Origin of the sequence: Rhodobacter capsulatus (genome assembly GCF_052363185.1) — a bacterium.
Classification (GTDB): domain Bacteria; phylum Pseudomonadota; class Alphaproteobacteria; order Rhodobacterales; family Rhodobacteraceae; genus Rhodobacter; species Rhodobacter capsulatus_E.
In genome coordinates this window covers 1,406,034-1,426,889 of the sequence record NZ_CP198955.1, presented here as the reverse complement: position 1 = coordinate 1,426,889, position 20,856 = coordinate 1,406,034, and the positions used below count along the sequence as shown (strand labels likewise).

General features: G+C 68.4%; 21 protein-coding genes, 1 tRNA gene and 1 pseudogene. 16 read left to right on the top strand and 7 right to left on the bottom strand.

Annotated features, from left to right (window positions below):
• From ACTTAG_RS07180 to ACTTAG_RS07170, 3 genes are all read right to left on the bottom strand, one after another.
• Positions 1-1,485, bottom strand: a complete 1,485-nt coding sequence (locus ACTTAG_RS07180; protein WP_444464824.1) for a UDP-N-acetylmuramoyl-L-alanyl-D-glutamate--2,6-diaminopimelate ligase — start codon at positions 1,483-1,485, stop codon at positions 1-3.
• Positions 1,486-1,539: 54 nt separating this feature from the next.
• The gene (locus ACTTAG_RS07175; protein WP_444464823.1) at positions 1,540-1,980 is read right to left on the bottom strand and encodes a PACE efflux transporter; all 441 of its coding nucleotides are present in this window, start codon (positions 1,978-1,980) and stop codon (positions 1,540-1,542) included.
• Between the two features lie 138 nt (positions 1,981-2,118).
• Positions 2,119-2,934, bottom strand: a complete 816-nt coding sequence (locus tag ACTTAG_RS07170) for a hypothetical protein (RefSeq protein ID WP_444464822.1) — start codon at positions 2,932-2,934, stop codon at positions 2,119-2,121.
• A 348-nt stretch (positions 2,935-3,282) separates the two neighbouring features.
• On the opposite strand from ACTTAG_RS07170, the gene ACTTAG_RS07165 reads away from it, so the two are divergent.
• Genes ACTTAG_RS07165 through ACTTAG_RS07155 form a run of 3 tightly spaced genes read left to right on the top strand, consistent with a single transcriptional unit; the run spans position 3,283 to position 5,518 of the window.
• The gene (locus ACTTAG_RS07165) at positions 3,283-3,549 is read left to right on the top strand and encodes a spike base protein, RCAP_Rcc01079 family (RefSeq protein WP_444464821.1); all 267 of its coding nucleotides are present in this window, start codon (positions 3,283-3,285) and stop codon (positions 3,547-3,549) included.
• Positions 3,546-4,790: a hypothetical protein gene (locus tag ACTTAG_RS07160; protein ID WP_444464820.1), complete on the top strand. Its 1,245-nt coding sequence runs from the start codon at positions 3,546-3,548 to the stop codon at positions 4,788-4,790. Before ACTTAG_RS07165 ends, ACTTAG_RS07160 begins: the two co-directional genes overlap by 4 nt.
• Positions 4,787-5,518, top strand: a complete 732-nt coding sequence (locus ACTTAG_RS07155) for a hypothetical protein (protein WP_444464819.1) — start codon at positions 4,787-4,789, stop codon at positions 5,516-5,518. Before ACTTAG_RS07160 ends, ACTTAG_RS07155 begins: the two co-directional genes overlap by 4 nt.
• 23 nt (positions 5,519-5,541) lie before the next feature.
• On the opposite strand, the gene ACTTAG_RS07150 is transcribed toward ACTTAG_RS07155, so the two are convergent.
• On the bottom strand, positions 5,542-6,111 hold the full coding sequence (locus tag ACTTAG_RS07150; RefSeq protein ID WP_444464818.1) for a CIA30 family protein: 570 nt from the start codon (positions 6,109-6,111) through the stop codon (positions 5,542-5,544).
• Positions 6,112-6,286: 175 nt separating this feature from the next.
• On the opposite strand from ACTTAG_RS07150, the gene aroQ reads away from it, so the two are divergent.
• The 10 genes and pseudogenes from aroQ to ACTTAG_RS07100 all read left to right on the top strand — a co-directional run.
• Positions 6,287-6,730: a type II 3-dehydroquinate dehydratase gene (aroQ, locus tag ACTTAG_RS07145; RefSeq protein ID WP_444464817.1), complete on the top strand. Its 444-nt coding sequence runs from the start codon at positions 6,287-6,289 to the stop codon at positions 6,728-6,730.
• 158 nt (positions 6,731-6,888) lie between these two features.
• The gene (locus tag ACTTAG_RS07140; RefSeq protein WP_444464816.1) at positions 6,889-7,653 is read left to right on the top strand and encodes an SDR family NAD(P)-dependent oxidoreductase; all 765 of its coding nucleotides are present in this window, start codon (positions 6,889-6,891) and stop codon (positions 7,651-7,653) included.
• Between the two features lie 16 nt (positions 7,654-7,669).
• Positions 7,670-8,449: a crotonase/enoyl-CoA hydratase family protein gene (locus ACTTAG_RS07135; RefSeq protein ID WP_444464815.1), complete on the top strand. Its 780-nt coding sequence runs from the start codon at positions 7,670-7,672 to the stop codon at positions 8,447-8,449.
• A gap of 67 nt (positions 8,450-8,516) precedes the next feature.
• Positions 8,517-9,554, top strand: coding sequence for a TRAP transporter substrate-binding protein (locus tag ACTTAG_RS07130; protein ID WP_444464814.1), 1,038 nt, complete (start codon positions 8,517-8,519; stop codon positions 9,552-9,554).
• Between the two features lies 1 nt (position 9,555).
• Positions 9,556-10,143: a TRAP transporter small permease gene (locus ACTTAG_RS07125; protein WP_444464813.1), complete on the top strand. Its 588-nt coding sequence runs from the start codon at positions 9,556-9,558 to the stop codon at positions 10,141-10,143.
• On the top strand, positions 10,143-11,462 hold the full coding sequence (locus ACTTAG_RS07120; RefSeq protein WP_444464812.1) for a TRAP transporter large permease: 1,320 nt from the start codon (positions 10,143-10,145) through the stop codon (positions 11,460-11,462). The genes ACTTAG_RS07125 and ACTTAG_RS07120 overlap by 1 nt, the downstream gene beginning before the upstream one ends.
• A gap of 7 nt (positions 11,463-11,469) precedes the next feature.
• A complete protein-coding gene (locus tag ACTTAG_RS07115) occupies positions 11,470-11,952 on the top strand; it encodes a MarR family winged helix-turn-helix transcriptional regulator (protein WP_444464811.1) in 483 nt (160 codons plus the stop codon).
• 8 nt (positions 11,953-11,960) lie between these two features.
• The gene (locus ACTTAG_RS07110) at positions 11,961-13,790 is read left to right on the top strand and encodes a feruloyl-CoA synthase (protein WP_444464810.1); all 1,830 of its coding nucleotides are present in this window, start codon (positions 11,961-11,963) and stop codon (positions 13,788-13,790) included.
• A gap of 7 nt (positions 13,791-13,797) precedes the next feature.
• Positions 13,798-14,673, top strand: a complete 876-nt coding sequence (locus ACTTAG_RS07105) for an amidohydrolase family protein (protein ID WP_444464809.1) — start codon at positions 13,798-13,800, stop codon at positions 14,671-14,673.
• Positions 14,670-15,881, top strand: a pseudogene (locus ACTTAG_RS07100) (acyl-CoA dehydrogenase family protein); the annotation flags it as partial. The gene ACTTAG_RS07105 and the pseudogene ACTTAG_RS07100, both read left to right, overlap by 4 nt.
• A gap of 387 nt (positions 15,882-16,268) precedes the next feature.
• On the opposite strand, the gene ACTTAG_RS07095 reads toward ACTTAG_RS07100, so the two are convergent.
• The 3 genes from ACTTAG_RS07095 to ACTTAG_RS07085 form a co-directional block, all read right to left on the bottom strand.
• Positions 16,269-17,699, bottom strand: coding sequence for a hypothetical protein (locus tag ACTTAG_RS07095; protein ID WP_444464808.1), 1,431 nt, complete (start codon positions 17,697-17,699; stop codon positions 16,269-16,271).
• 330 nt (positions 17,700-18,029) lie between these two features.
• Positions 18,030-18,105, bottom strand: a tRNA-Ala gene (locus ACTTAG_RS07090).
• Between the two features lie 194 nt (positions 18,106-18,299).
• Entirely contained in the window at positions 18,300-18,629 is a 330-nt protein-coding gene (locus tag ACTTAG_RS07085; RefSeq protein ID WP_444464807.1) for an FYDLN acid domain-containing protein, read from the bottom strand.
• A gap of 115 nt (positions 18,630-18,744) precedes the next feature.
• Between ACTTAG_RS07085 and ACTTAG_RS07080 the strand changes: the two genes are divergently transcribed.
• The 3 genes from ACTTAG_RS07080 to ACTTAG_RS07070 all read left to right on the top strand — a co-directional run bounded on the left by ACTTAG_RS07080 (position 18,745) and on the right by ACTTAG_RS07070 (position 20,798).
• Positions 18,745-19,443 (top strand): M48 family metallopeptidase, encoded by a 699-nt coding sequence (locus ACTTAG_RS07080; protein ID WP_444464806.1) that lies wholly within the window; start codon positions 18,745-18,747, stop codon positions 19,441-19,443.
• 30 nt (positions 19,444-19,473) lie between these two features.
• On the top strand, positions 19,474-20,121 hold the full coding sequence (locus ACTTAG_RS07075; protein WP_444464805.1) for a GntR family transcriptional regulator: 648 nt from the start codon (positions 19,474-19,476) through the stop codon (positions 20,119-20,121).
• A gap of 176 nt (positions 20,122-20,297) precedes the next feature.
• Positions 20,298-20,798 carry an acyl-CoA thioesterase gene (locus tag ACTTAG_RS07070; protein ID WP_444465207.1) on the top strand — a complete coding sequence of 167 codons (501 nt, stop codon included), beginning with the start codon at positions 20,298-20,300 and terminating at the stop codon, positions 20,796-20,798.
• Positions 20,799-20,856: the final 58 nt, after the last annotated feature.

Below are 20,856 nucleotides of genomic sequence, written 5' to 3'. Positions count from 1 at the left end.
TCAGATCTTCCCATCCAGAGCGGCCACGGCAATCGAGGCCTGTTCGGCATCGTCAAAGGGGAAGACATCGGTGCCGATGACCTGGCCGCGTTCGTGCCCCTTGCCCATGATCAACAGCGCATCGCCCGGGCCGAGCGCATCGACGCCGCGCAAGATCGCCTCGGCGCGGTCGCCGACCTCGGTGGCCTCGGGTCCCGCCCCCGCCATGACCGCGGCGCGGATCGAGGCCGGATCCTCGGTGCGGGGGTTGTCGTCGGTGACGATGACCGCATCGGCATGGGCCGCGGCGGCGGCGCCCATCAGGGGCCGTTTCGTGCGGTCGCGGTCGCCGCCCGCGCCGACGATGGCGACAAGACGGCCCAGCACATGCGGGCGCAGCGCCCGGAGCGCGGTTTCGACCGCATCGGGGGTGTGGGCGTAATCGACGAAGACGGTGGCGCCATTCGTGCGGGTGGCCGCCAGCTGCATCCGGCCGCGCACGGTCGAAAGCTGCGCCAGCGCGTCAAAGACCGCTTTCGGCTCGGCGCCGCAGGCGATGACCAGCCCCGCCGCGGTCAGCACGTTCATCGCCTGAAAGCCGCCAATGAGCGGCAGGCGCACCATCTGCGGACCGCCCTGCCACAGGAAGCGGACATCCTGCCCGGCGGCGTCGAAGCGCCGCCCCTGCAGCTGGATCTCGCAGACATTGCCGTGGCCGACGCGGATCACCTTTTGCCCGCGCGCCTTGGCGAGCGCCGCAAGCCCCGGCCCCTTCGCATCGTCGGTGTTGATCACCGCGGTGCCGTCCTCGGGCAGGACGCGGGTGAAAAGACCGGCCTTGGCGTCGAAATAGTCGTCAAAACTTGCGTGATAATCGAGGTGGTCCTGGGTGAAATTGGTGAAGGCGGCCGCTTGCAGCACGACGCCGTCCAGACGCCGCTGCGCCAGCCCGTGCGAGCTTGCCTCCATCGCCGCATGGGTGACGCCCGCCGCCGTCATGTCGGCCAGAAGCCGGTGCAGCGTGATCGGCTCGGGCGTGGTGTGGCTGGAGGGTGCGGCAAAGGCGCCCTCGACGCCCGTCGTGCCGATGTTGGCGGCGTCAAGGCCGAGCGCCTGCCAGATCATCCGGGTGAAGGTCGCGACCGAGGTCTTGCCGTTGGTGCCGGTCACCGCGACCATCGTGGCGGGCTGCGCGCCGAAGAACAGCGCCGCCGCACAGGCCAGCGCCAGCCGGGCATCCTCGACCACGACAAGCCCGACCGCCTGCCCCGCCAGAGCCGGGCGCAGGATCTCTTCGCCCGCGCGGTCGGTCAGCACCGCCGCCGCGCCGCGATCGAGCGCCGCGGTCACGAAGGTGGCGCCATGCACCTTGCTGCCCGGCAGCGCCGCGAACAGATGCCCGGGCTTGACGAGGCGGCTGTCCACCGAAAGCCCCGTCACCGCGACATCGCCGCCCGGGCGGGCCGTCAGCCCCAATGCACTCAAAGGCTTCGCCGTGAGGGCCATATCTTGTGTCCTTGTTCAGTTCCTGCGCCATTTAGAGGCGAAGGCAGGCAGGCGTCAACGCAAGCCTTGGAAACAAGGGTCCGCAGCGCGGGCAAAGAGCCGATCGAAGCCCCAGGTGAAGATGAAGGTGTAGAGCAGGAAAAACACCAGCAGGGCGGCCTCCATCGCGACCGCCTCGGCCGGGCCGACGCCGTAGACGGCCATGTAAAGCGGCACGGTGACAAGGAAAAGACCGCCCTCGAAGCCCAGCGCATGCAGCGCGCGCAGCCCCAAGGTGCGGCGCAGGCCCAGCCGGTCTTCAAGCGCCTCGAAGCCGCGGTTGAAGACGAGGTTCCACAGCAGCGCAACGAAGGTGACGAGGATCGAGACCAGAAGCGAGTCGCTGGCGGGGGCGGCGCTGAGCCAGGTCAGCAGCAGCGTCGAAAAGGCGATGGCGCCGATTTCGAAAGTGACGGCATAGACAAGGCGCCGCAGCGGCGGTCGAAGGGTGAACATCCGGGCTCCTGAAGCGCTTGGCTTCCCGATTTCGGATCGGCCCGTCCCGACGTTTGGATCTTGCAGCGGGCGCCACGGTTTCCGCGCCCGGGGGGAAATAGCCACGCCCGCGCGGCGGGGTCAAGCCCGAAGCGGCCTTCAGCGGGAGAAGAGGCAGACGAGGGTTCCGGGCTCTTGCGGGGGGAGCGCGGCCGCGGCGGCGGCGCCCAGACGCGCCAGAACCTCGGCCCGGGGGACGGCGAAAACCAGGCGCTGTTCCAGGAACCAGCCGCCTTCGATCGGGTATTCATAATGCAGCCCGGACAGCGGCAGGCCCAGATAGCTGCCGCGCAGGCGGATATCGACATGCAATTCGGCGCCGACCTTGCGGGCCGAGACCTGTTCGGGCGCCAGCATCCCGCCGGAGGGCCAGATCACCGGCGGACCGGTGCCGGGAACCGGCCCCTCGGGCGCGTCGGGAGAGAGGCGGAAGCTGGCGGCAAGGCTTTGGAAAAAGGCATCGGCCGCGCGCGAGGGCTGGCAATGCTCCATCCCGGCCAGAACATCATCCAGCACCGGCAAGGCGGGATCGGGCCCCGGATCGACGCGCAGCACCTTGCCCGCCGTGGTCGAGACGACGATCCGGCCCTGATTGTCGGTGGCGATGAAGGCGACCGGGCTGCCGAGGAAGGTGGAGGCGCAGCCGGGATCCGCGCCGCGCAGCACCTCGCCGCCGCCGTGGCCGGGGATGCGCAGGCTGATCCGTTCGCCGGTGCAGCCCGCCGCCGCCGTATCGGGGACCGGGCTGCGGCTGATCGCGCAGGTGCCTTCGTAAAGCAGCCTGCCGCCGACATCGCCCAGCGTGCAGGCCCCCGCATAGGGCAGCGTCCCGCCCGCGGCGCGGGCAGGCCCCGCGGCGGCAAGCGCGCCCAGCCAGAGCACACACAGGGCGACAAGCATCAGCAGGCGATTCATCGGGACCCTTTTCGACAGCATCGCGGCACATCCTGACGCAAAGCCCTGAAGGAATGCCTAACTCCGCCACGCAAGAGGCTGATCCGGGGCGGTTTTCGCGGTTTCGGCGCAAGGCCGGGGCAGCGCACGCCGGGGCAACCCTTTGCCAAGCCAAGCCGCCTAGAGTGCCCGGTGCATGCGCCTCCGGGTCTGCCGGGCCGGGGGTGCGGGCGGGGGTTGCGGCCGGGGCGGCGAAGGCCCGGGGGCGCAAGCCGCAAGATGCGAGGCAGCCGGGCCGAGACCCTTCGGCCCCGCACAACCGTTCGGGCCGCGCCGCCGCGTCGGCCGATTTCGTGAAAGGACACCGCGATGACCGATCATTTCAGCTCTCAGGCGCCCGGCCTGACCGGCCCGGCCCTGTCGGGCTTTGCCGTCACCCCCTCTGACAGCGCCGATCTGGCCGTGCCGATCCGGGCGCTGACCATCGGCACGACGGCGGGCGTCGTGAAATACACCCATGCCCGCACCGGGGCGATCTGCACCACGGGGCCGCTGCCGGTCGGGCAGCATTCGGTCTGGGCGCGGCGGATCTGGGCAACGGGGACCACCGCCTCCGGTCTGACGGGGTGGCAATGATGCTGGGGCTGGGCTTGGGCGGTCTGGGTCTGGCTCCGCCGCCGCCCTTGGGCAGCGGGGGCGGCGGCGCAGCGCCTCCGGACGCGCCCGAGGCGCTGGTGATGGTGCTCTTCGGGCAGTCGCTGAACGTCTGGCGCGGGGCGGCCACGGCACTGGCCTCGGGGCCGGGCTACATGCCTGCGGCGGGGGTCTCGACGGCGGTCTTTCCCTTTGCGGCGACGAATGTCGAACATACCCCGGCCTGGGCCGATCTGGCCGGGGTCGTGCCGATCGCCGAACCCGCGGGCGGGCAATCGCCGGTGGCGGGGATCGCGCTGGGGGCGGCGGGCAAATATGCCCGCAGCTATATCGGCAGCGCCGCGATCGGGGCGCGGCGGCTGGATGTGCTGTGGGGGGGCGGGCCGCGGGCGGCGCTGCATGCCATCGGCGAGCAGCTTTGCGCCCTGGCCCGGGCCGAGGGCTACAGGCCGCGGGTGCATTTCTACTGGGCGCAGGGCGAGGCGGATGCCACCGCGGCGACGGGCTATGCGACCTATCTGGCCCGGGCGACCGCGGTGGCGGGGATGCTGCAGCTGGCGGCCCGCCACTGGATGCGCGAGCCCGGTTACACCGCGCCGATCTATGCCACCTATCCGCTGCAGCAAAAGGAGGACGGCGCGGATCGCGAGATCAAGGAGGCCTTGCGGCAGATGGCCCGCGCGGTGCCGGGCTGGGTCGATCTGGGCGGGATCTACGACATGCCCGCCAATGCCGACCGGGTGCATCCGACCGAGGCGGGCTATGTGCTGCGCGGCGAGCGGGTGGGCCATTTCATCGGCGCCACGAGCCCGGCGCTGGAGATCACCGCGGTGACGCTGAGCGGGACGACCGCGGTGGTCAGCTTCAACCGGCCGATCACCCGCGATGCCAGTCTGGGGGTGGGCACGGCCCTTGGCGCCGCCCATGCGCGCGACGGGTTCGAATGGCTCGACAACGGCACCCCCGTCCCGATTGCCGATGTGGCCTATGGCGGCGCCACCGCCACGCTGACGCTGGCCGCCGCACCGCTGGGCCCGCTGGCGCAACAGATCTGCCGGATCGCGGCGCAGACCACCACCGGCACGCTGGTCAGCGGCGCCGAGAACCTGCCCGGGTCGCTGGTGCGGGCGGCGGGCAGCGGCTGGGTCTCGGCTTTCGATCCCGCCTTCACCCATCACGTCTGGGCCTCGCCGCAGACCTTCACCGGAGTTGTCGCGCCATGAGTCTGGAAGGCTATGTTCAGGGCTACCGCTTTTCGGATGCGGGCGGGTTTTACGATGCCGCGCAAAAGCGGTTTCTGGATCAGGCGGGCTATGGCGCGCTGAACGATCTGACCATCGACACCGGCACGCCGGTCTTTCAGACCGTCGGCGCGGCACGGGGGATCGTGCTCGACAATACGGTCCAGGGCAGCTTTCTGCCCGCAACCCCTTGGCAGGGAACGCTGATCGTGGCCTGGAAGCCGGTCATGACGGCGAACGGGACGCTTTATCCGTTTCTGTTCGGCGGTGCGGCCAGCGCCCCCTCGAACGGCACCTTGCGGATCGTGCGCAGCACCGCGACGCTCTATTATCACCGGCTGACCACCGCCGGCGGGCTGACGGTGACGCTGTCCAGAAGCAGCGAAACGGCGGTGGTCGCGGCCTTCACCACCTCGCAATCCGCCGCGGCGGGTTACGCGACCGAGGACGGGGTGACGATCACCACCGTCGCCGGGACGCAGGACGTGCATGGCAACAGATATGCGATCGGCCATCACACCGGCCCGAACCTGCACAGCCACCGCGCCCGGTTCGGCAATCTGTCGGGGGTGATCGGCGATGTGGCGGCAACGGCGAACAGCTGCATCCTGTTCGAATTCCACGCGATCCAGGGCAATCCCTTTGCCGATGCCCGCGCCGCCGAGGCGCAGGCGTTCCTGGCCGCGCTGCGCGCCCGGATCGGTGTCTGAGCGGCAAAGCGCAGGCGGGCCGGTCAATAAAAGCCGACTTCGCGGACCTCGATCTCGGCGGAATGGTCGCGGCCATAGGCGACGATGCCGACCGAGGTAAGGCTGCGCGGATCGGGCGAAGCGGGCATCCAGCGGCCCGAGGCGCGAAAGGCGGCAAAGGGCAGACGCAGCTCGGTCCAGGTTCCGGTCACCTCGAAGGGCGCCTGATAATATTGCCAGGGCATCCCCGTCGCGGCGTTGCGCAGATGGGCGAAATAGCGCTGGTCATTGCCGCGCACGATCAGCCGCAGCCCGGTCGCGCCCGCGGGCGGCGGCGCGGCCAGATCGTGGCGCATCTGGATGAAGCCGCCGTTGTTGGCGGTGCTGACCTGCCCGGTCAGCCGGGCATGGGGCGGCCCGTCGCCGGTCACCATCACCAGCTGCCCGGTCGAGACGCCCCCCATCACCCCATCGGTGAAGAAACGCCAGCGGGTCTCGGGGTGCATGGTGAAATCCTCGATCACGATCTCGGCGGCCGCGGCGGGCGGTCCCGCGGGCAGCAATGCGGCCAGCCCGCAAGCCGCCGCCAGAACGAGAGACAAGCGCAGCCGCATCGACACCTCCCGAAACCGCCCGAGAAGTCAGGGGAGCATGAAACCCGCCGCTTGACCAGCGGTTTTCGTCTCTCCCGAAGCGATGCGATCCGCCCCCTTCCCCGGCCCGCGGGATTTCGGTTTCCCGCCGCCGCGGCGCGGGCTAGGCTGGGGCAAACATCGCAGGAGACCGCCCGTGTCGCGCAACATCTTCATCCTGAACGGCCCGAACCTGAACCTTCTGGGGCAGCGCCAACCCGACATCTACGGCGCCGAGACGCTGGCCGATGTCGAAACCCGCTGCCGGGCGCTGGCCGAAAGCCTTGGGTTCACGGTGGAATGCCTGCAATCAAACCACGAAGGCGTGCTGATCGACGCGATCCACCGCGCCCGGCTGGAGGCCTGCGCGATCATCCTCAACCCGGGCGCCTTCACCCATACCTCGATCGCGATCCTTGACGCGCTGAACGCCTATGACGGGCTGGTCTTCGAATGCCACATCTCGAACGTGCACCGGCGCGAGACCTTTCGCCATCACAGCTACGTTTCGCTGCGCGCCGATGGCGTGATGGCGGGCTTTGGCACCGAGGGCTACGAGCTGTGCCTGCGCCGCGCCGTGTCGCTGCTGACCAAGGCCTGAGCCCCCCTTCCTGACCGAAAGGGCCCGCCCGTTCCGACGCGGCGGGTTTTTTTGCGGCCGCCCCCACAACCGAAAGAGGATCTGGCCCGCGCGAATACCCTTGACGGAATCGTTCTTTCATGGATTGTTATTCGTTATAACAATTATGGAGGCGCGCAATGCGGGAAAGCTTCGGAACGGCTCTGGTGACCGGCGGCGGCAGCGGGCTTGGCCGCGCCACCGCCCGGCATCTGGCCGCGCAGGGCTGCCGCGTCGCCGTGCTGGATTGCGATCTGGCCGCCGCCGAGAGCGTGGCCAAGGACATCGGCGGGCTTGGCCTTGGCTGCGATGTCTCGGACACGGCCGCGGTCGGCGCCGCCTTTGCCAAGGTGCAGGCGGTCTTTGCCACCGCGCCGCGGCTGGTGGTGAATTGCGCGGGCATCGGCACTGCCGGGCGCATCCTGCCGCGCGACGGCGCGCTGCCGATCGCCGCCTTTGAGCGCACGCTGCGGGTGAATCTTCTGGGCAGCTATATCGTGCTGAGCCACGCCGCGCAGGCGATGGCGGGGCTTGCCCCGATGGCCGATGGCGCGCGGGGGCTGATCGTCAACACCGCCTCGGTCGCGTATCAGGACGGGCAGATCGGGCAGGCCGCCTATGCCGCGTCCAAGGGGGGCGTGGCCGCGCTGACGCTGCCGGCGGCGCGGGAACTGGCGCGGTTTGGCATCCGGGTGATGACGATTGCGCCGGGGCTTTTCGAAACGCCGATGACCGAGGCCCTGCCCGAAGACGCCCGCGCCGCGATCACCGCGCAGATCCCCTTTCCCGCGCGTCTGGGCGCGCCCGAGGATTTCGCGCTGCTCGTCGGGCAGATCGCGCTCAACCCCTATCTGAATGGCGAGGTGATCCGGCTCGATGCTGCAGTTCGCCTTGCACCGCGCTGATTGCAAAGGAAAAACCATGAACAAGCCGGTTACCCGCCCGCTTCTGGACATCACGCTTGAGGGCCCCGTTGCCACGCTCACGATGAACCGCCCCGCCAAGCGCAACGCCATGTGCGACGGGCTTCTGGCCGAGATCGAGGCGTTTTTCGCAGCCCCCCCCAAGGGCATCCGGGTGGTGATCCTGACCGGGACCGGGGGGCATTTCTGCGCCGGGCTCGACCTGTCCGAACATGTCGCCCGCGACGCCGAGGGCACGCTGCGCCATTCGCGCAACTGGCATCGGGTGATGGATCTGGTGCAGTTTTCGGGCCTGCCGGTGGTGTCGGCGATGTTCGGCGCGGTGATCGGCGGCGGGCTTGAACTCGCCGCGGCCACCCATGTCCGCGTGGCCGAACCCTCGACGATCTTTCAACTGCCCGAGGGGCGGCGGGGGATTTTCGTCGGCGGCGGCGCCTCGGTCCGGGTCGGGCGCATTCTGGGCGCCGACCGGATGTGCGAGATGATGCTGACCGGGCGAGCCTATTCCGCCGAGGAGGGGCTGGCGCTGGGGCTGACCCATTATCTGGCACCCGAGGGGCAGGCCCTGGCACAGGCGCGCGATCTGGCCGGGCGCATCGCCGCCAATGCGCAGCTGTCGAATTTCATGATGATTCAGGCGCTTGCCCGGATCGAGGACATGGGCCGCGCCGACGGGCTGTTCACCGAAAGCCTGTGCGCCGCCGTTTCACAGACCAGCCGCGACGCCGAGGAGGGGCTTTCCGCCTTTCTGGAACGGCGGCAACCGAAGTTCCGCTAGCCCCCGCAAGAGGGGCGGCGGTCCGTCCGGCCGGGAGGGGCCGGACCCACAAAGGGAGGAAGACATGATGACGAACCTGACCCGCCGCGGGGCTCTCGCGGTGCTGGGTGCGGCTTTGGCCACGCCCGCCCTTGTCCGCCGCGCCCGGGCGGCGGAAGTCACGCTGCGGCTGCACCATTTCATGCCCGCGATGACCTCGACCCAGACCCGGGTGTTCGAACCCTGGGCGCAGGAGCTTTCTGACGCGTCCGATGGCCGGATCGCGGTGCAGATCTTCCCCGCGATGCAGCTGGGCGGCAAGCCGCAACAGTTGGTCGATCAGGTCAAGGGCGGCACCTGCGACATCGCCTGGACGCTGACCGTCTACACGCCCGACCGCTATCTGGTCGCCGAAACCCTGTCGCTGCCCTTCATGGCGACGACGGCGGCAAAGACCACGGTGGCGATGCGGACCTTGATGGCGGAATTCGGCCAGAACGACTATCAGGGGGTGCGGCCGCTTGCCTTTCACACCCATGCGGCGGGCAAGTTCCACATGACGAAAACCGCCGTCACCTCGGCCGCCGACATGAAGGGGCTGCGGCTGCGCTCGCCCAACAAGACGACGGGAGAGTTTCTGGCCGCGCTGGGGGCGGAGCCCGTCTTCTTCCCGGTGACCGAAATGGTCGTCGGCCTTTCGAATGGGGTCATCGACGGCTGCTGCCTGCCCTATGAGGCGGTGCCGGCGCTGAAGCTGCACGAACTCACCCACGCGCATTCCGCCGCGGCCGAGGGGGCGCGGGGGCTTTACACCAACACCTTCGCGCTGGTGATGAACGAGGCGAGCCACGACCGGATGCCCGAGGAGCTGCGCGCGATCTTCGACGCCACGACGGGCGCCGTGCTCTCGGACCGGATGGGACAGAATTTCGATGCCTCGGAAGAGGTTGGCCGTCAGGCGGTGATCGCCGCTGGCAGCCCGATCCACGAGATCGACCCCGCCGAGATCGCCCGCTGGCGCGAGGCCGCGGCGCCGATCCACACCGCCTGGGCCGCGAAACTGGACGCCGCAGGTCTGGACGGGGCCGCGATCATGGCGCGGGCCAATGCGCTTCTGGACGGCTGAGATGGAGCAGATCCGCACCCCGCCCCTGCCCGAGGGCCCGCCGATCCGCCCGGCGCGCACGGGCGCGCAGCCCGCACTCCACCCCGCCCCCGCCCTGCCGCGGGCGGGGCTGCTGGACCGGCTTTGCACCCTGTCCGCCGGGCTTGGCGGGGCGGCGATCTTCGCCGTCTCGCTGACCGTCACGGCCTCGGTGATCGGCCGCAGCCTTGGGTTTGGCGGCATCCGCGGCGATTTCGAGGCGACCGAGATCGTCGCCACCACCGCGGCGAGCCTGTTCCTGCCGCTGTGCCAGCGCAAGCGCGGCCATGTCGTCGTCGATCTTTTCACCAACGGGCTGCCGATGCGCAACCGGCTGCAGCTGGAGGGGCTCTGGACCGTGGTCTTCGGGCTGTTCTGGGCCTCGGTCGCGGGCTGGCTGTGCCTCGGGCTGATCGAGGCGAAAGGCTACGGCGACCGCACGATGCTTCTGGGCGTGCCGGTCTGGTGGCTGCATGTGCCCGCGATCTTCGGCACCGGACTTTCGGCGCTGGTCGCCTTTGACGCCGCCCGGGCGCTGCTGGGCGGTCATGAGCCAAAGGAGCACGGCTGATGGACCCGGTGACCCTTGCGATCCTTTTGTGCGCGCTGATGCTTTTGGCGATTTTTGCGCGCGTGCCGGTGGCGCTCTCGATGGGGGGCATCGGCGCAATCGGCTATGCGCTGCTCGCCTCGCCGCAGGCGCTGACGAGCTATCTTGCGACCGCCTGGCCCGACAAGTTCCGCTCTTATGAACTGGCGATCGTGCCGCTTTTCGTCTTGATGGGCAATATCGCCACGATGACCGGCATTTCGGGGCGGCTATTCGCGGCCTCGAACGCCTGGATCGGGCATTGGCGCGGCGGCATGGCGCTGGCGGCCATCGGCGGTTGCGCCATGTTCGGCTCGATCTGCGGAAGCTCGCTCGCCACCGCCTCGACGATGGCGCGCGTGGCCCTGCCCGAGATGAAACGGGCGGGCTATTCCGGGGCGCTGTCCTCGGGCGCGCTGGCGGCGGGCGGCACTTTGGGCATCCTTATTCCGCCCTCGGTCGTCTTGATCATCTATGCGATGCTGACCGAGCAGAATATCGTCAAGCTGTTCCTGGCCGCGACGATCCCCGGAACGCTGGCCGTGCTGGGCTTTGCGCTGGCGGTGACGGTCTGGGTGCGGCTTTTCCCCGAGGAGGGCCCGGCCACCCCGGCCGCGTCGTGGCGCACAAGGTTCCGCGCGCTTTTGGGCATCTGGCACATCGTCGCCATCTTCGCCACGGTGCTGGGCGGCATCTACGGCGGCTTCTTCACCCCGGCCGAAGGCGCCTCGGTCGGCGTCGTCGCCGTGGCCGCGGCGGGGCTTTTGACCCGCAGCCTGACGCCGAAAATCCTGCTCGCCTGCCTGATCGACACGGCCGTGTCTTCGGCGATGATCTTCGCCATCGTCTTTGGCGCCGATCTCTTCAACGTCGCGCTGACGCTCTCGCGCATGCCCGTCGCCTTGGCCGATTGGGTGGGCGGCTCGGGCCTTGCGCCGATGACGGTGATGGTCGCGATGATCGCCTTTTACCTGATCATGGGCTGCGTGATGGACAGCCTGTCGATGATCTTGCTGACGGTGCCGGTGTTCTTTCCCACCGTGATGGGGCTTGATTTCGGCCTTGATCCGCAGGCGCAGGCGATGTGGTTCGGCATCCTCACCCTTGTGGTGGTCGAGATGGGGATGATCACGCCGCCCGTGGGCATGAACCTTTTCGTCATCTCGGCGATGGCGCGCGACATCCCGACCCGACAGGTGTTTTTGGGCGCCCTGCCCTTCGTGGTCTCGGAACTGGGGCGGATCACGCTTCTGGTCGCCTTTCCGGTCCTCAGCTACGGTCTGGTGCGCCTGATGTCATGAGGAACCCATGAAACGTCTCAAACCCGCCACGGACACCGCCCCCCTGCCCAAGGACGACAGCCTGCGCCAGTTCATCGGCTACAACATGAAGCGCGCCTATCTGGTGATCGACGCCGACATGCGCCCGATGATCGCCGCGCTTGGCCTGCGGCCCGCCACCTTCTCGGCGCTCGCCATCATCGTCGAGAACCCCGACATCACGCAATCGGCCCTTGGGCTGGCGCTGTCCATCGAACGTTCGGGCGTGGTGCTGATCGTCGATGAACTCGAGGCCGCCGATCTGATCAGCCGCAACAAGGTCGAGGGCGACCGGCGGTCTTATGCGCTGCGCCCGACGCTGGCCGGGCGCAAACTCTGGAATGACGCGCAGCGGCGCGTGCTGGACCACGACAATCGTGTGCTTGCGCCGCTCACCCCCGACGAACGCACCCAACTTCGGGACCTTCTCAACCGCATCGAGGCCGCACAAGCGCCCGACCGAACCGGATAGGAGACGAGATGAACATCGCCACCACCGATTGCCCCGCCTGCACCGATTACCTGCCGCACAAGGCGCATCTTGATTACCGCGATGACGGGGCGATGATTTTCCGCTCCGATTACCCGCTCGATCCGATCGTGTCGAACACCGGCGAGTGGCTGCATCGCTGGGCCGCCACCGCCCCCGACCGCCTCTTCCTGTCCGAACGCAGCGGCCCCGATTGGCGCGATCTGAGCTATGCCGAGGTGCTCTCTCAGGTCCGCGCCATTGCCGCCGCGCTGCTGGCGCGGGGGCTTGGGGCCCGCACGCCCATCGTTATCCTCTCGGGCAATTCGATCGATCACGCGCTGCTCTCGCTTGGCGCGCAATATGTCGGCGTGCCGGTGGTGCCGGTGGCCGAGCAATATGCGCTGATCCCAGAGGCCCATCCGCGCCTTGTCTATGTGCTGAACAAAGTCCGTCCGGCGCTGGTTTTCACTGAAAACGCGGGGACTTACGCCGCCGCTCTGGCGCTGCCGGACCTGGCCGGGATCGAGGTGGTCGCAAGCCGCGTCGAGGGCGCGCCCCGCGCGGTCACGCCCTTTGCCGATCTTCTGGCCGCCGTGCCCGACCGCGCGCTTGACGTTGCCCATGCCCGCGTCGGACCCGATACCGTGGCGAAGATCCTGTTTACCTCGGGCTCGTCCTCCGATCCGAAAGGCGTGCTGACGACGCAGCGGATGATGTGCGCCAATCAGGCCCAGATCGCCTCGGTGTTGCCGTTCCTGAAAGCCCGCCCGCCGCGCATCGTCGATTGGCTGCCGTGGAACCATGTCTTTGGCGGCTCGCACAATCTGAACATGATGCTGGCGCATGGCGGCACTTTGGTGATCGACACCGGCAAGCCGACCTCGGCGGGCTTTGCGACCTCGGTCGAGAATATCCGCGCGCGGGCGGGCACGATGTCCTTCAACGTGCCGGTCGGCTATTCGATGCTCGTGCATGCGATGGAGGAAGACCACGCGCTGCGTGCGGCCTTTTTCCACGATCTCGACCTGATCTTTTACGCTGGCGCCTCGCTGCGGCAGGAGGTCTGGACCCGGCTTGAGGAATTCGCGCTGGAGATCGGCGGGCGGCTGCCGCTGATGGTCTCGAGCTGGGGGCTGACCGAGACCGCCCCGGCCTGCGTGATGCTGCATGAACCCGTGACCCGCTCGGGCCTGATCGGCGTGCCGCTGCCGGGGGTGGAGGTGAAGCTGATCCCCGACCCCGATCTGCGCTGCGAGATCCGCGTGCGCGGGCCCAATGTGATGCCCGGCTATTTCGAAGACCCGGCGAAATCCGCCGCCGCCTTCGATGACGAGGGCTTCTTCATCACCGGCGACGCGGTGCGCTTCGTCGATCCCGCCCACCCCGACCGCGGGCTGATCTTTGACGGCCGCGTGTCCGAGGATTTCAAGCTGACCACCGGCACCTGGGTTCAGGCGGGGCGGCTGCGGATGGAGGCGCTCGAAGCCCTGCGCGATCTGGTGCAGGATGTGGTGATCTGCGGCCATGACCGCGGCGAGGTGGGGCTTTTCATCTTCCCCAAGCCCGATCATGTGCATGGGGAAAACACCTCGGAAGGCGCGGTGATCGACCCGCTGTTGCAATTCGAGATCGAGACGGTGCTGCGCGAGATGGCCCGGCATGCGACCGGCTCGGCCAAACGGATTTCCCGCGCGTTGATCCTGGCCGAGCCGCCCTCGCTGAAGGATGGCGAGCTGACCGACAAGGGCTCGCTCAATGTGCGCAAGATCATCACCCGCCGCGCCGATCTGCTGGAACGGCTTTACGACAACGAAGACCCCGGCCTGATCCGGGTGTGAGGCGAAAATGGTCGATTTTTCCAAAGTCCGGGCGGTGGATTTTCACACCCATGCCGAAGAGCCCTGCGGCTGCCATGCCGATGATGGCTATGACGATCTGCAATCCTCGATGGCGCGCTATTTCGGCGCGCCCTGGACCCACCCGCCGACAATCGCGCAGACCGCGGCGCATTACCGGGCGCAGAACATCGCGGCGGTGATCTTTCCCGTCGATGCCGAACGCGAGACCGGCTATCGGCGCTACCGCAACGAGGAGGTGGCCGAGGCGGCAGCGGAGCATGCCGATATCCTGATCCCCTTCGCCTCGATCGACCCGCACAAAGGCAAGATGGGCGCGCGCGAGGCGCGGCGTCTGGTCGAAGATCACGGCATTCAGGGCTTCAAGTTCCACCCGACGATGCAGGGCTTTTATCCGAACGACCGTCTGGCCTGGCCGCTTTACGAGGCGATTGCGGAAACCGGCAAGCCCGCGCTGTTCCACACCGGGCAGACCGGCGTCGGCTCGGGCATGCGCGGCGGCAACGGCATGCGGCTGAAATATTCAAACCCGATGTTCGTGGATGACGTCGCGGTCGATTTCCCCGACATGCCGATCATCCTCGCCCATCCCTCCTTCCCCTGGCAGGAGGAGGCGCTGTCTGTGGCCACCCACAAGCCCAATGTCTACATTGACCTTTCGGGCTGGTCGCCGAAATATTTCCCTGAAATCCTCGTGCGTTACGCGAATACGCTTCTGAAGGAGAAGATGCTTTTCGGTTCCGACTGGCCGATGATCGCGCCGGAAAAATGGCTTGACGCTTTCGCCAAAGCCCCCTTCCGCGACGAGGTCCGCCCCCTGATCCTGAAGGAAAACGCCATCCGCCTGCTGGAGGGCTGCCGATGATCCCCTTTCGCGCGCCGACCGAGGACATTCTTTTCGCGCTGCAGGTGGCGCGGGCCGACACCCTGCCCGGCTGGGACGATGACCTGGCCCGCAGCCTGATCGACCATTTCGCCAGCTTCGCCGAGGCCGAGATCGCCCCGCTTGACCCTGTGGGCGATGCGCAGGGCTGTCGGCTGATCAACGGGCAGGTGCATCTGCCCGCGGGCTTCCCCGCCGCCTATCGCGCCTGGGTCGATCAGGGCTGGCAGACGCTGGCCCTGCCCGAAAGGGTCGGCGGTCAGGGCGCCCCCGCGCCGCTGGCGGGTGCGATTTCGGAAATCTTTTCCGGCGCTTGTCATGCGCTGTCGATGCTCACGGCGCTTGTGCCCGGGGCGGTGCGGGTGCTGATGGAAAGCGGCAGCCCCGATCAGCAGGCCCGGCATCTGCCCGATCTTCTTTCCGGCGCGGCGCTGGCGACGATGTGCCTGACCGAACCCGGCGCGGGCTCCGATCTTGGGGCGATCCGCACCCGCGCGACCCGCAACGGCGATCGCTGGCGCATCGAGGGCGAAAAGATCTTCATCTCGGGCGGCGGGCAGGATCTGTCCGAAACCCTTCTGCATCTGATCCTTGCGCGCAGCGGCACGAGGGACGAGGGGGTCAAGGGCCTCTCGCTTTTCCTGGCCCGTTCGGGCGGCGGGTTTGGCGCGAATGGCATCACCGTTGCGCGGATCGAACACAAGATGGGCCTGCATGGCTCGCCCACCTGCCATCTGGTCTTTGACGGCTGCGAAGCGGAGCTGATCGGCACCGAGGGCGCGGGGCTCTCGGCGATGTTCGCGCTGATGAATCACGCCAGAATCGACGTGGCCTTGCAGGGCGTCGCCCATGCCGCTCGCGCCAGCGCCATCGCCAGCGCCCATGCGGCCGAACGGGTGCAGGGCCGCACGGCCGAGGGCCGCCCCGCGCATCTGGCCGATCACCCCGATGTGCGCCGCATGCTGGACGAGGCCCGGCATCTGACGCTGGCCAGCCGGGCAATGTGCGCCCTGACGCTGGTCGAGATCGAGACCGCCCGCCGCCCCGATCTGGTCGACTTCCTGACGCCGCTTTGCAAGATCGCCGCGACCGAGGCCGGGATGCGCGCCGCCGATCTGGGCATTCAGGTGCTGGGCGGCTATGGCTATCTGACCGAATATCGGGTCGAACAGACTTGGCGCGATGCCCGGATCACCGCGATTTACGAAGGCGCGAACGGCATTCATGCCGGGGCGCTGGCGGGGCGGCTGTTGCGGCGCAACGGCGGCGCGGCGGCCACGGCCTTTGCCGATTTCGTCCGCGCCCTGGCCCCCCGACACGCCCGAGGTGGCGCGCCGTCTGCAGGATTGGCAGGCGCTGCGGGCGGCGCTGCTGCTGGCCGCCGATCCGGCCGCCCGCGCCTGGGACTTTGCGCAAGCGAGCATCGGGCTTTTCGACGCCGCGGTCTGGGCGCGGATGGCGGCCCAGGCCGAAGCCGCCCCCCGATCCGGCCGAGATCCGGCGGCTGGCGGCCCGGAGGCCGGGGTCCGGCGCCGATCGGCAGGACCACGGGCGGGCGTCAGAGCCCCGCGCGGCGCCTATTCAAGCGCATGGACAAGGACGACCACCAGCGCCGCGGCAGCCATCAGTCCCAGCGTGAAGCGCAGGTTCAGCGCAAAGGTGACCCGCTGCGGCGTGACGCCCAATTCGCGCCCGGTGATGATCGACATCGCCGAGATCGGCGAGGCGGCAATCGCCAGCGCCCAGGCGAAAAGCAGGGCAAGACCAAGGGCATAGGGGTGCTCGGCACCGACCGGCCCGGCGCCGAACAGGCTTGCCGCCATGATCATCACGATCGTATGCGGGATCATCGCCGCGCCGACGGCCGGGATGACGACAAGACAGCCGAGGATCACCGCCAGCGCCGGAAGCCTTCCGCCCGCGATCAGCGCGTCGATCCCCGCCGCCTGCGCCGCCGCCGCGACAGCCGCGCCGATCACCGCGGCGGCCAGAAAGATCGTGCTTTCCGTCGCCATCCCCTCGGAGGCGGCCGCAAGCCGGGCCAGCCGCCCCTCGCCCCGCGGCCCGCGCAGCCCCGGTTCCAGGACCGGCCAAAGCGCGGCCAGCAGCGGCAGCACCAGACAGGCGGCGATCAGGAAGCTGACATCAAGCAGCCGATGCGCGGCAATCGTCAGCGCGATCAGCCCGGCAATCGCGGCCAGAACCAATGCCAGCGCCCGGCCCGCCCCCTCGGGCGCGGGGTCTTGCGGGCGGGGCCCGGACGGCACGGGGGTGGCCGCGGCCTCCAGCAGCGCGGCGGCAATGGACAGCAGCGCGACAATGCCCAGCGCAAGGCCGAAGAAACGCACCGGGTCCAGCGCGGGAATGGCGCTGGTGACGATGGCAAAGCCCAGCCCGATCGGCGACCAGACCGTCATCAACAGCGTGCCGCGCAGCGCCGCCAGCGTCATTGCGGCAGTGTCGATACCGCGCTTGCCCGACGCCTTGCGCGCCGCATCATGGTTGCGCGCGATATCGGAAATCATCCCGATGGTGCCGATGTTGAACAGCACCGAAATCCCCTGCGCGCCCAGCGACACGGCAAAGACCCGGGCGCGGGCGGAATGGGCAAACAGCCCCTCGGCCGCGCGCGCGATCAGGGTTGAGCGGCGCACCGGGGCGCGGATCAGACCAAGCGCGGTCAGAAAGGCGGAAAAGGCCGTGCCCTGCAAGGCCGCCGCCTGCATCGCGGGCAGCGCCTTGGGCAGGAAGAGCGCGACGGCCAGCGTGGCCAGCACCGCGCCCGCCAGAAACACCTGCGCAATGCGCGAGACCCGGGGCAGCCGCAGCAGCGCCAGCACGATGGCGCAAAGCACCGACAGGACCAGCAGCCCCCCCGCCCCGGGCAGCCGATCCGCGCCGACCCGCCCCGCGACAAGGCTGGCCAGCAGCAGCAGCGACAGCAGCCCGGCGGCGGCCAGGGCACCTTGCGCCGTGAACGGCAGGCTGAAACGGGGGCGGCGATGCATCATATGTCCCTTGATCCGGTCTGAAAGCACAGGCGTCGCCGCCGTCGCGCCGGGGCTCGCCTGCCCCTCCATGACGGTTTTTGCGCGCAAAGGCCAATGCCGGATGCGCCCCGGATCATGCCATTTCGGAATGATGTTCCGCTGACCTGGTGCGAAAGCACTCGTCGCACCGGGCAGAACGCGTGACGAAGGACCGACAACCGGAGGCGAAGAGGAAGACCCCGCGCTGTTGCAGGCCTTCGAGACCGCCGCAGGGAGTCATGCGTGCCCCCGAAAACGACGACGCCCCGCACAAGGCGGGGCGACTGTCGTTCAAACCTTTGTTTTTGTTGGTGGAGCCACGGGGAATCGAACCCCGGACCTCTTGAATGCCATTCAAGCGCTCTCCCATCTGAGCTATGACCCCACCGGGTCCGCTTGACGTTTCCGTCTTGCGTGAAGCGGTCTATACGGGGGCCAAAAGGCGGGCGCAAGAGGAAAAAACACGCCGCGATGCAAAAATTTTCGTCCCCGCAAAAATCGCCTGAAAACAAAGGAAAAGGCGCGAAGTTGCCCTCGCGCCCGGTTTCCTTGCAGGGATCGTGCAGCCTGATCCGAAGCTCAGGCCTCGTCCTCGCCGCCCGCGACATCGGCGATGTCATCGAGCGAGACGTTGTCGTCCTCGTCGTCTTCAAGCAGATCATCGTCCAGATCGACGTCACCGCCGTCTTCGTCCAGATCATCATCGGCCAGATCGTCGACATCAAGATCGGCCTCGCGCGGGGCCACCTTGTCGGAGACCATCACACGGCTGCGGCCCGCGGCCGTCAGGCTCTCCAGCGAGAAGCTGTTCGAGCAGACCGGGCAGGTCATCGGGTCTTTGGCCAGATCATAGAACCGGCTCGCGCAATGCGGGCAGAGGCGCTTGACGCCCCATTCCTCTTTCGGCATGGAAGTCTCCTGGCAAGCTCTTTCGCACAGAGTCGCAGCCAACTGCCACAACCGCCGCGGGGTGTCAAAGCCTTTTCGCGTCCCCCTGCCGCTTCCAGCCGAACCAAAGCCCCCGATGACGGAAAGCCCCCTGATCCTGCCCGATCTGCCCGGTGTCGCCGTGCTGCTGCGCCGCTCCGCCCGGGCGCGGCGGTTTTCGCTGCGCGTCAGCCGGATCGACGGCGCGGTGACGCTGACCCTGCCCGCCCGCGCGCGGCTGACCGAAGCCGTGGCCTTTGCCGCGGCGCAGACGGATTGGCTGCGCGGCACGCTTGCCCAGCTGCCCGCGCAAAACCGCCCCGGCTTTGGCGATCTGCTGCCCTTCGAAGGCGCGGCGCTGCGGATCGAGGCGGCAAGCCTGCGCGCGCCGCGACGCGAGGGCGACCGACTGCTCGTCCCCGCGGGGGCGGATCGGCTGGGCGCGCGGCTTGAAACTTTCCTGCGCCACTGTGCGCGCCTCCGGCTGCAAGCCGCGACCGAGACCCATGCCAAGGCGCTTGGCCGCCCGTTCAAGCGCATCACCCTGCGCGACACCCGTTCGCGCTGGGGGTCCTGCGCGCCCGATGGCTCGCTGTCCTATAGCTGGCGGCTGATCATGGCCCCGCCCGAGGTGCTCGATTACGTCGCCGCCCACGAGGTCGCGCATCTGGCCGAGATGAACCATTCCCCGGCCTTCTGGGCCGTGGTGGCGCGGCTCTGCCCCGACTATGCCCGGCATCGGGCCTGGCTGAAAACCCATGGCGCGGCGCTGCAGGCGATCCGTCTGACGGATTGACCGCGGCGGGATTCGTGATCACAAAGGGGCATGGCCCAACCCGCAACCCGCCCCACCGAAACCGCCGCCCATGACCGGCTTTACCGCAGCCTGCGCCAGCAGATCCTGACCGGCGAGCTTTTGCCCGGCCAGGCGATGACGCTGCGCGGCCTTGGCAAGCAATATGGTCTGTCGATGACCCCGGTGCGCGAGGCCTTGCGCCGCCTTGTCGCCGAAGGGGCGCTGACGCTGTCCTCTTCGGGGCGGGTTTCGACGCCGGAACTGACCAACGAGCGGATCGAGGAGCTGGCGGCGCTGCGCGCGCTGATCGAGCCGGAACTGGCCTCGCGCGCCCTGCCCCGCGCCCATCTGGCGCTGATCGACCGGCTCTCGGCGATCAACACCGCCAATGCCGAGGCGGTGGCGCGGCGCGATGCGGTGGCCTACATCCGCACCAATCTGGAATTCCACCGCACGTTATACCTGCGCGCCCAGGCGCCCGCGATGCTGGCCGTGCTGGAAACGGTCTGGCTGCAGCTTGGCCCCACCATGCGGCAGCTGCACGGCAAGTTCCCCCGCACCGAGCCGCCGCGGCATCACCGGCTGATTCTGGCGGCGCTACGGGCGGGCGACGAACCGGGGCTGCGACTGGCCGTGCGCACCGATGTGACGCAGGGGCTGCGGCATCTGACCGGCTAGGGGGGCGCTGCCCCCCGTCCCTGCGGGCCTCCCCCCGGGATATTTGCACCAAGGTGAAAGGGCGCCGGGGTTGCGGCCAGATCCTTGATCGCGCAAATGTGGCAAGAAGCGGTGGCAGTTTCTTCTTGGCTGAACTACGCCTCTGCCACGATGTCGATTTGCACGAGGCCCAGATGATGAACCCTTTGACCGCCGAAGAGCGCAAGACGCTGGAAATGACCGTGTTGATGACGCCGGATCTGGCGAATTTTTCCGGCAAGGTGCATGGCGGTGCGCTGTTGAACTGGCTTGATCGCGTCGCCTTCTCGCTCGCCTCGCGCTATTCGGGGCGCTATGCGGTGACGATTTCCGTTGACCAGGTGATCTTCAAGGAACCCATCCATGTGGGCGAGCTGGTGCGGTTTCGTGCCAGCGTGAACCACACCGGGCGGTCCTCGATGGAGATCGGCATCCGGGTCGAGGCCGAAAACATCCGCGAGGGCACGCGGCGGCACACCAACAGCTGCTATTTCACCATGGTGGCGGTGGATGAGACCGGCAAGACCGTCGCCGTGCCGATGCTGGAGCCGAAAGACGAGACCGAGATGCTGCGCTGGAAGGCGGCCGAGCTGCGCAAGGCGCTGCGGCGCGAGCACGAGGCGCAGATGGAGGCCGCGGCGCTTGGCAAGTCGGAGTGAGCGCTCTCCCTTTTGACGTTGAGTGGCGGCAGGCGCTTTGCTAGCCTGTCCGCAACCG

Excerpts from the sequence above, each read along its gene's own strand:
- ACTTAG_RS07180 (WP_444464824.1), bottom strand. The coding sequence starts at position 1,485 with ATGGCCCTCACGGCGAAGCCTTTGAGTGCATTGGGGCTGACGGCCCGC.
- ACTTAG_RS07175 (WP_444464823.1), bottom strand. The coding sequence starts at position 1,980 with ATGTTCACCCTTCGACCGCCGCTGCGGCGCCTTGTCTATGCCGTCACT.
- ACTTAG_RS07170 (WP_444464822.1), bottom strand. The coding sequence starts at position 2,934 with ATGAATCGCCTGCTGATGCTTGTCGCCCTGTGTGTGCTCTGGCTGGGC.
- ACTTAG_RS07165 (WP_444464821.1), top strand. The coding sequence starts at position 3,283 with ATGACCGATCATTTCAGCTCTCAGGCGCCCGGCCTGACCGGCCCGGCC.
- ACTTAG_RS07160 (WP_444464820.1), top strand. The coding sequence starts at position 3,546 with ATGATGCTGGGGCTGGGCTTGGGCGGTCTGGGTCTGGCTCCGCCGCCG.
- ACTTAG_RS07155 (WP_444464819.1), top strand. The coding sequence starts at position 4,787 with ATGAGTCTGGAAGGCTATGTTCAGGGCTACCGCTTTTCGGATGCGGGC.
- ACTTAG_RS07150 (WP_444464818.1), bottom strand. The coding sequence starts at position 6,111 with ATGCGGCTGCGCTTGTCTCTCGTTCTGGCGGCGGCTTGCGGGCTGGCC.
- ACTTAG_RS07140 (WP_444464816.1), top strand. The coding sequence starts at position 6,889 with ATGCGGGAAAGCTTCGGAACGGCTCTGGTGACCGGCGGCGGCAGCGGG.
- ACTTAG_RS07135 (WP_444464815.1), top strand. The coding sequence starts at position 7,670 with ATGAACAAGCCGGTTACCCGCCCGCTTCTGGACATCACGCTTGAGGGC.
- ACTTAG_RS07130 (WP_444464814.1), top strand. The coding sequence starts at position 8,517 with ATGACGAACCTGACCCGCCGCGGGGCTCTCGCGGTGCTGGGTGCGGCT.
- ACTTAG_RS07125 (WP_444464813.1), top strand. The coding sequence starts at position 9,556 with ATGGAGCAGATCCGCACCCCGCCCCTGCCCGAGGGCCCGCCGATCCGC.
- ACTTAG_RS07120 (WP_444464812.1), top strand. The coding sequence starts at position 10,143 with ATGGACCCGGTGACCCTTGCGATCCTTTTGTGCGCGCTGATGCTTTTG.
- ACTTAG_RS07115 (WP_444464811.1), top strand. The coding sequence starts at position 11,470 with ATGAAACGTCTCAAACCCGCCACGGACACCGCCCCCCTGCCCAAGGAC.
- ACTTAG_RS07110 (WP_444464810.1), top strand. The coding sequence starts at position 11,961 with ATGAACATCGCCACCACCGATTGCCCCGCCTGCACCGATTACCTGCCG.
- ACTTAG_RS07105 (WP_444464809.1), top strand. The coding sequence starts at position 13,798 with ATGGTCGATTTTTCCAAAGTCCGGGCGGTGGATTTTCACACCCATGCC.
- ACTTAG_RS07095 (WP_444464808.1), bottom strand. The coding sequence starts at position 17,699 with ATGCATCGCCGCCCCCGTTTCAGCCTGCCGTTCACGGCGCAAGGTGCC.
- ACTTAG_RS07085 (WP_444464807.1), bottom strand. The coding sequence starts at position 18,629 with ATGCCGAAAGAGGAATGGGGCGTCAAGCGCCTCTGCCCGCATTGCGCG.
- ACTTAG_RS07080 (WP_444464806.1), top strand. The coding sequence starts at position 18,745 with ATGACGGAAAGCCCCCTGATCCTGCCCGATCTGCCCGGTGTCGCCGTG.
- ACTTAG_RS07075 (WP_444464805.1), top strand. The coding sequence starts at position 19,474 with ATGGCCCAACCCGCAACCCGCCCCACCGAAACCGCCGCCCATGACCGG.
- ACTTAG_RS07070 (WP_444465207.1), top strand. The coding sequence starts at position 20,298 with ATGAACCCTTTGACCGCCGAAGAGCGCAAGACGCTGGAAATGACCGTG.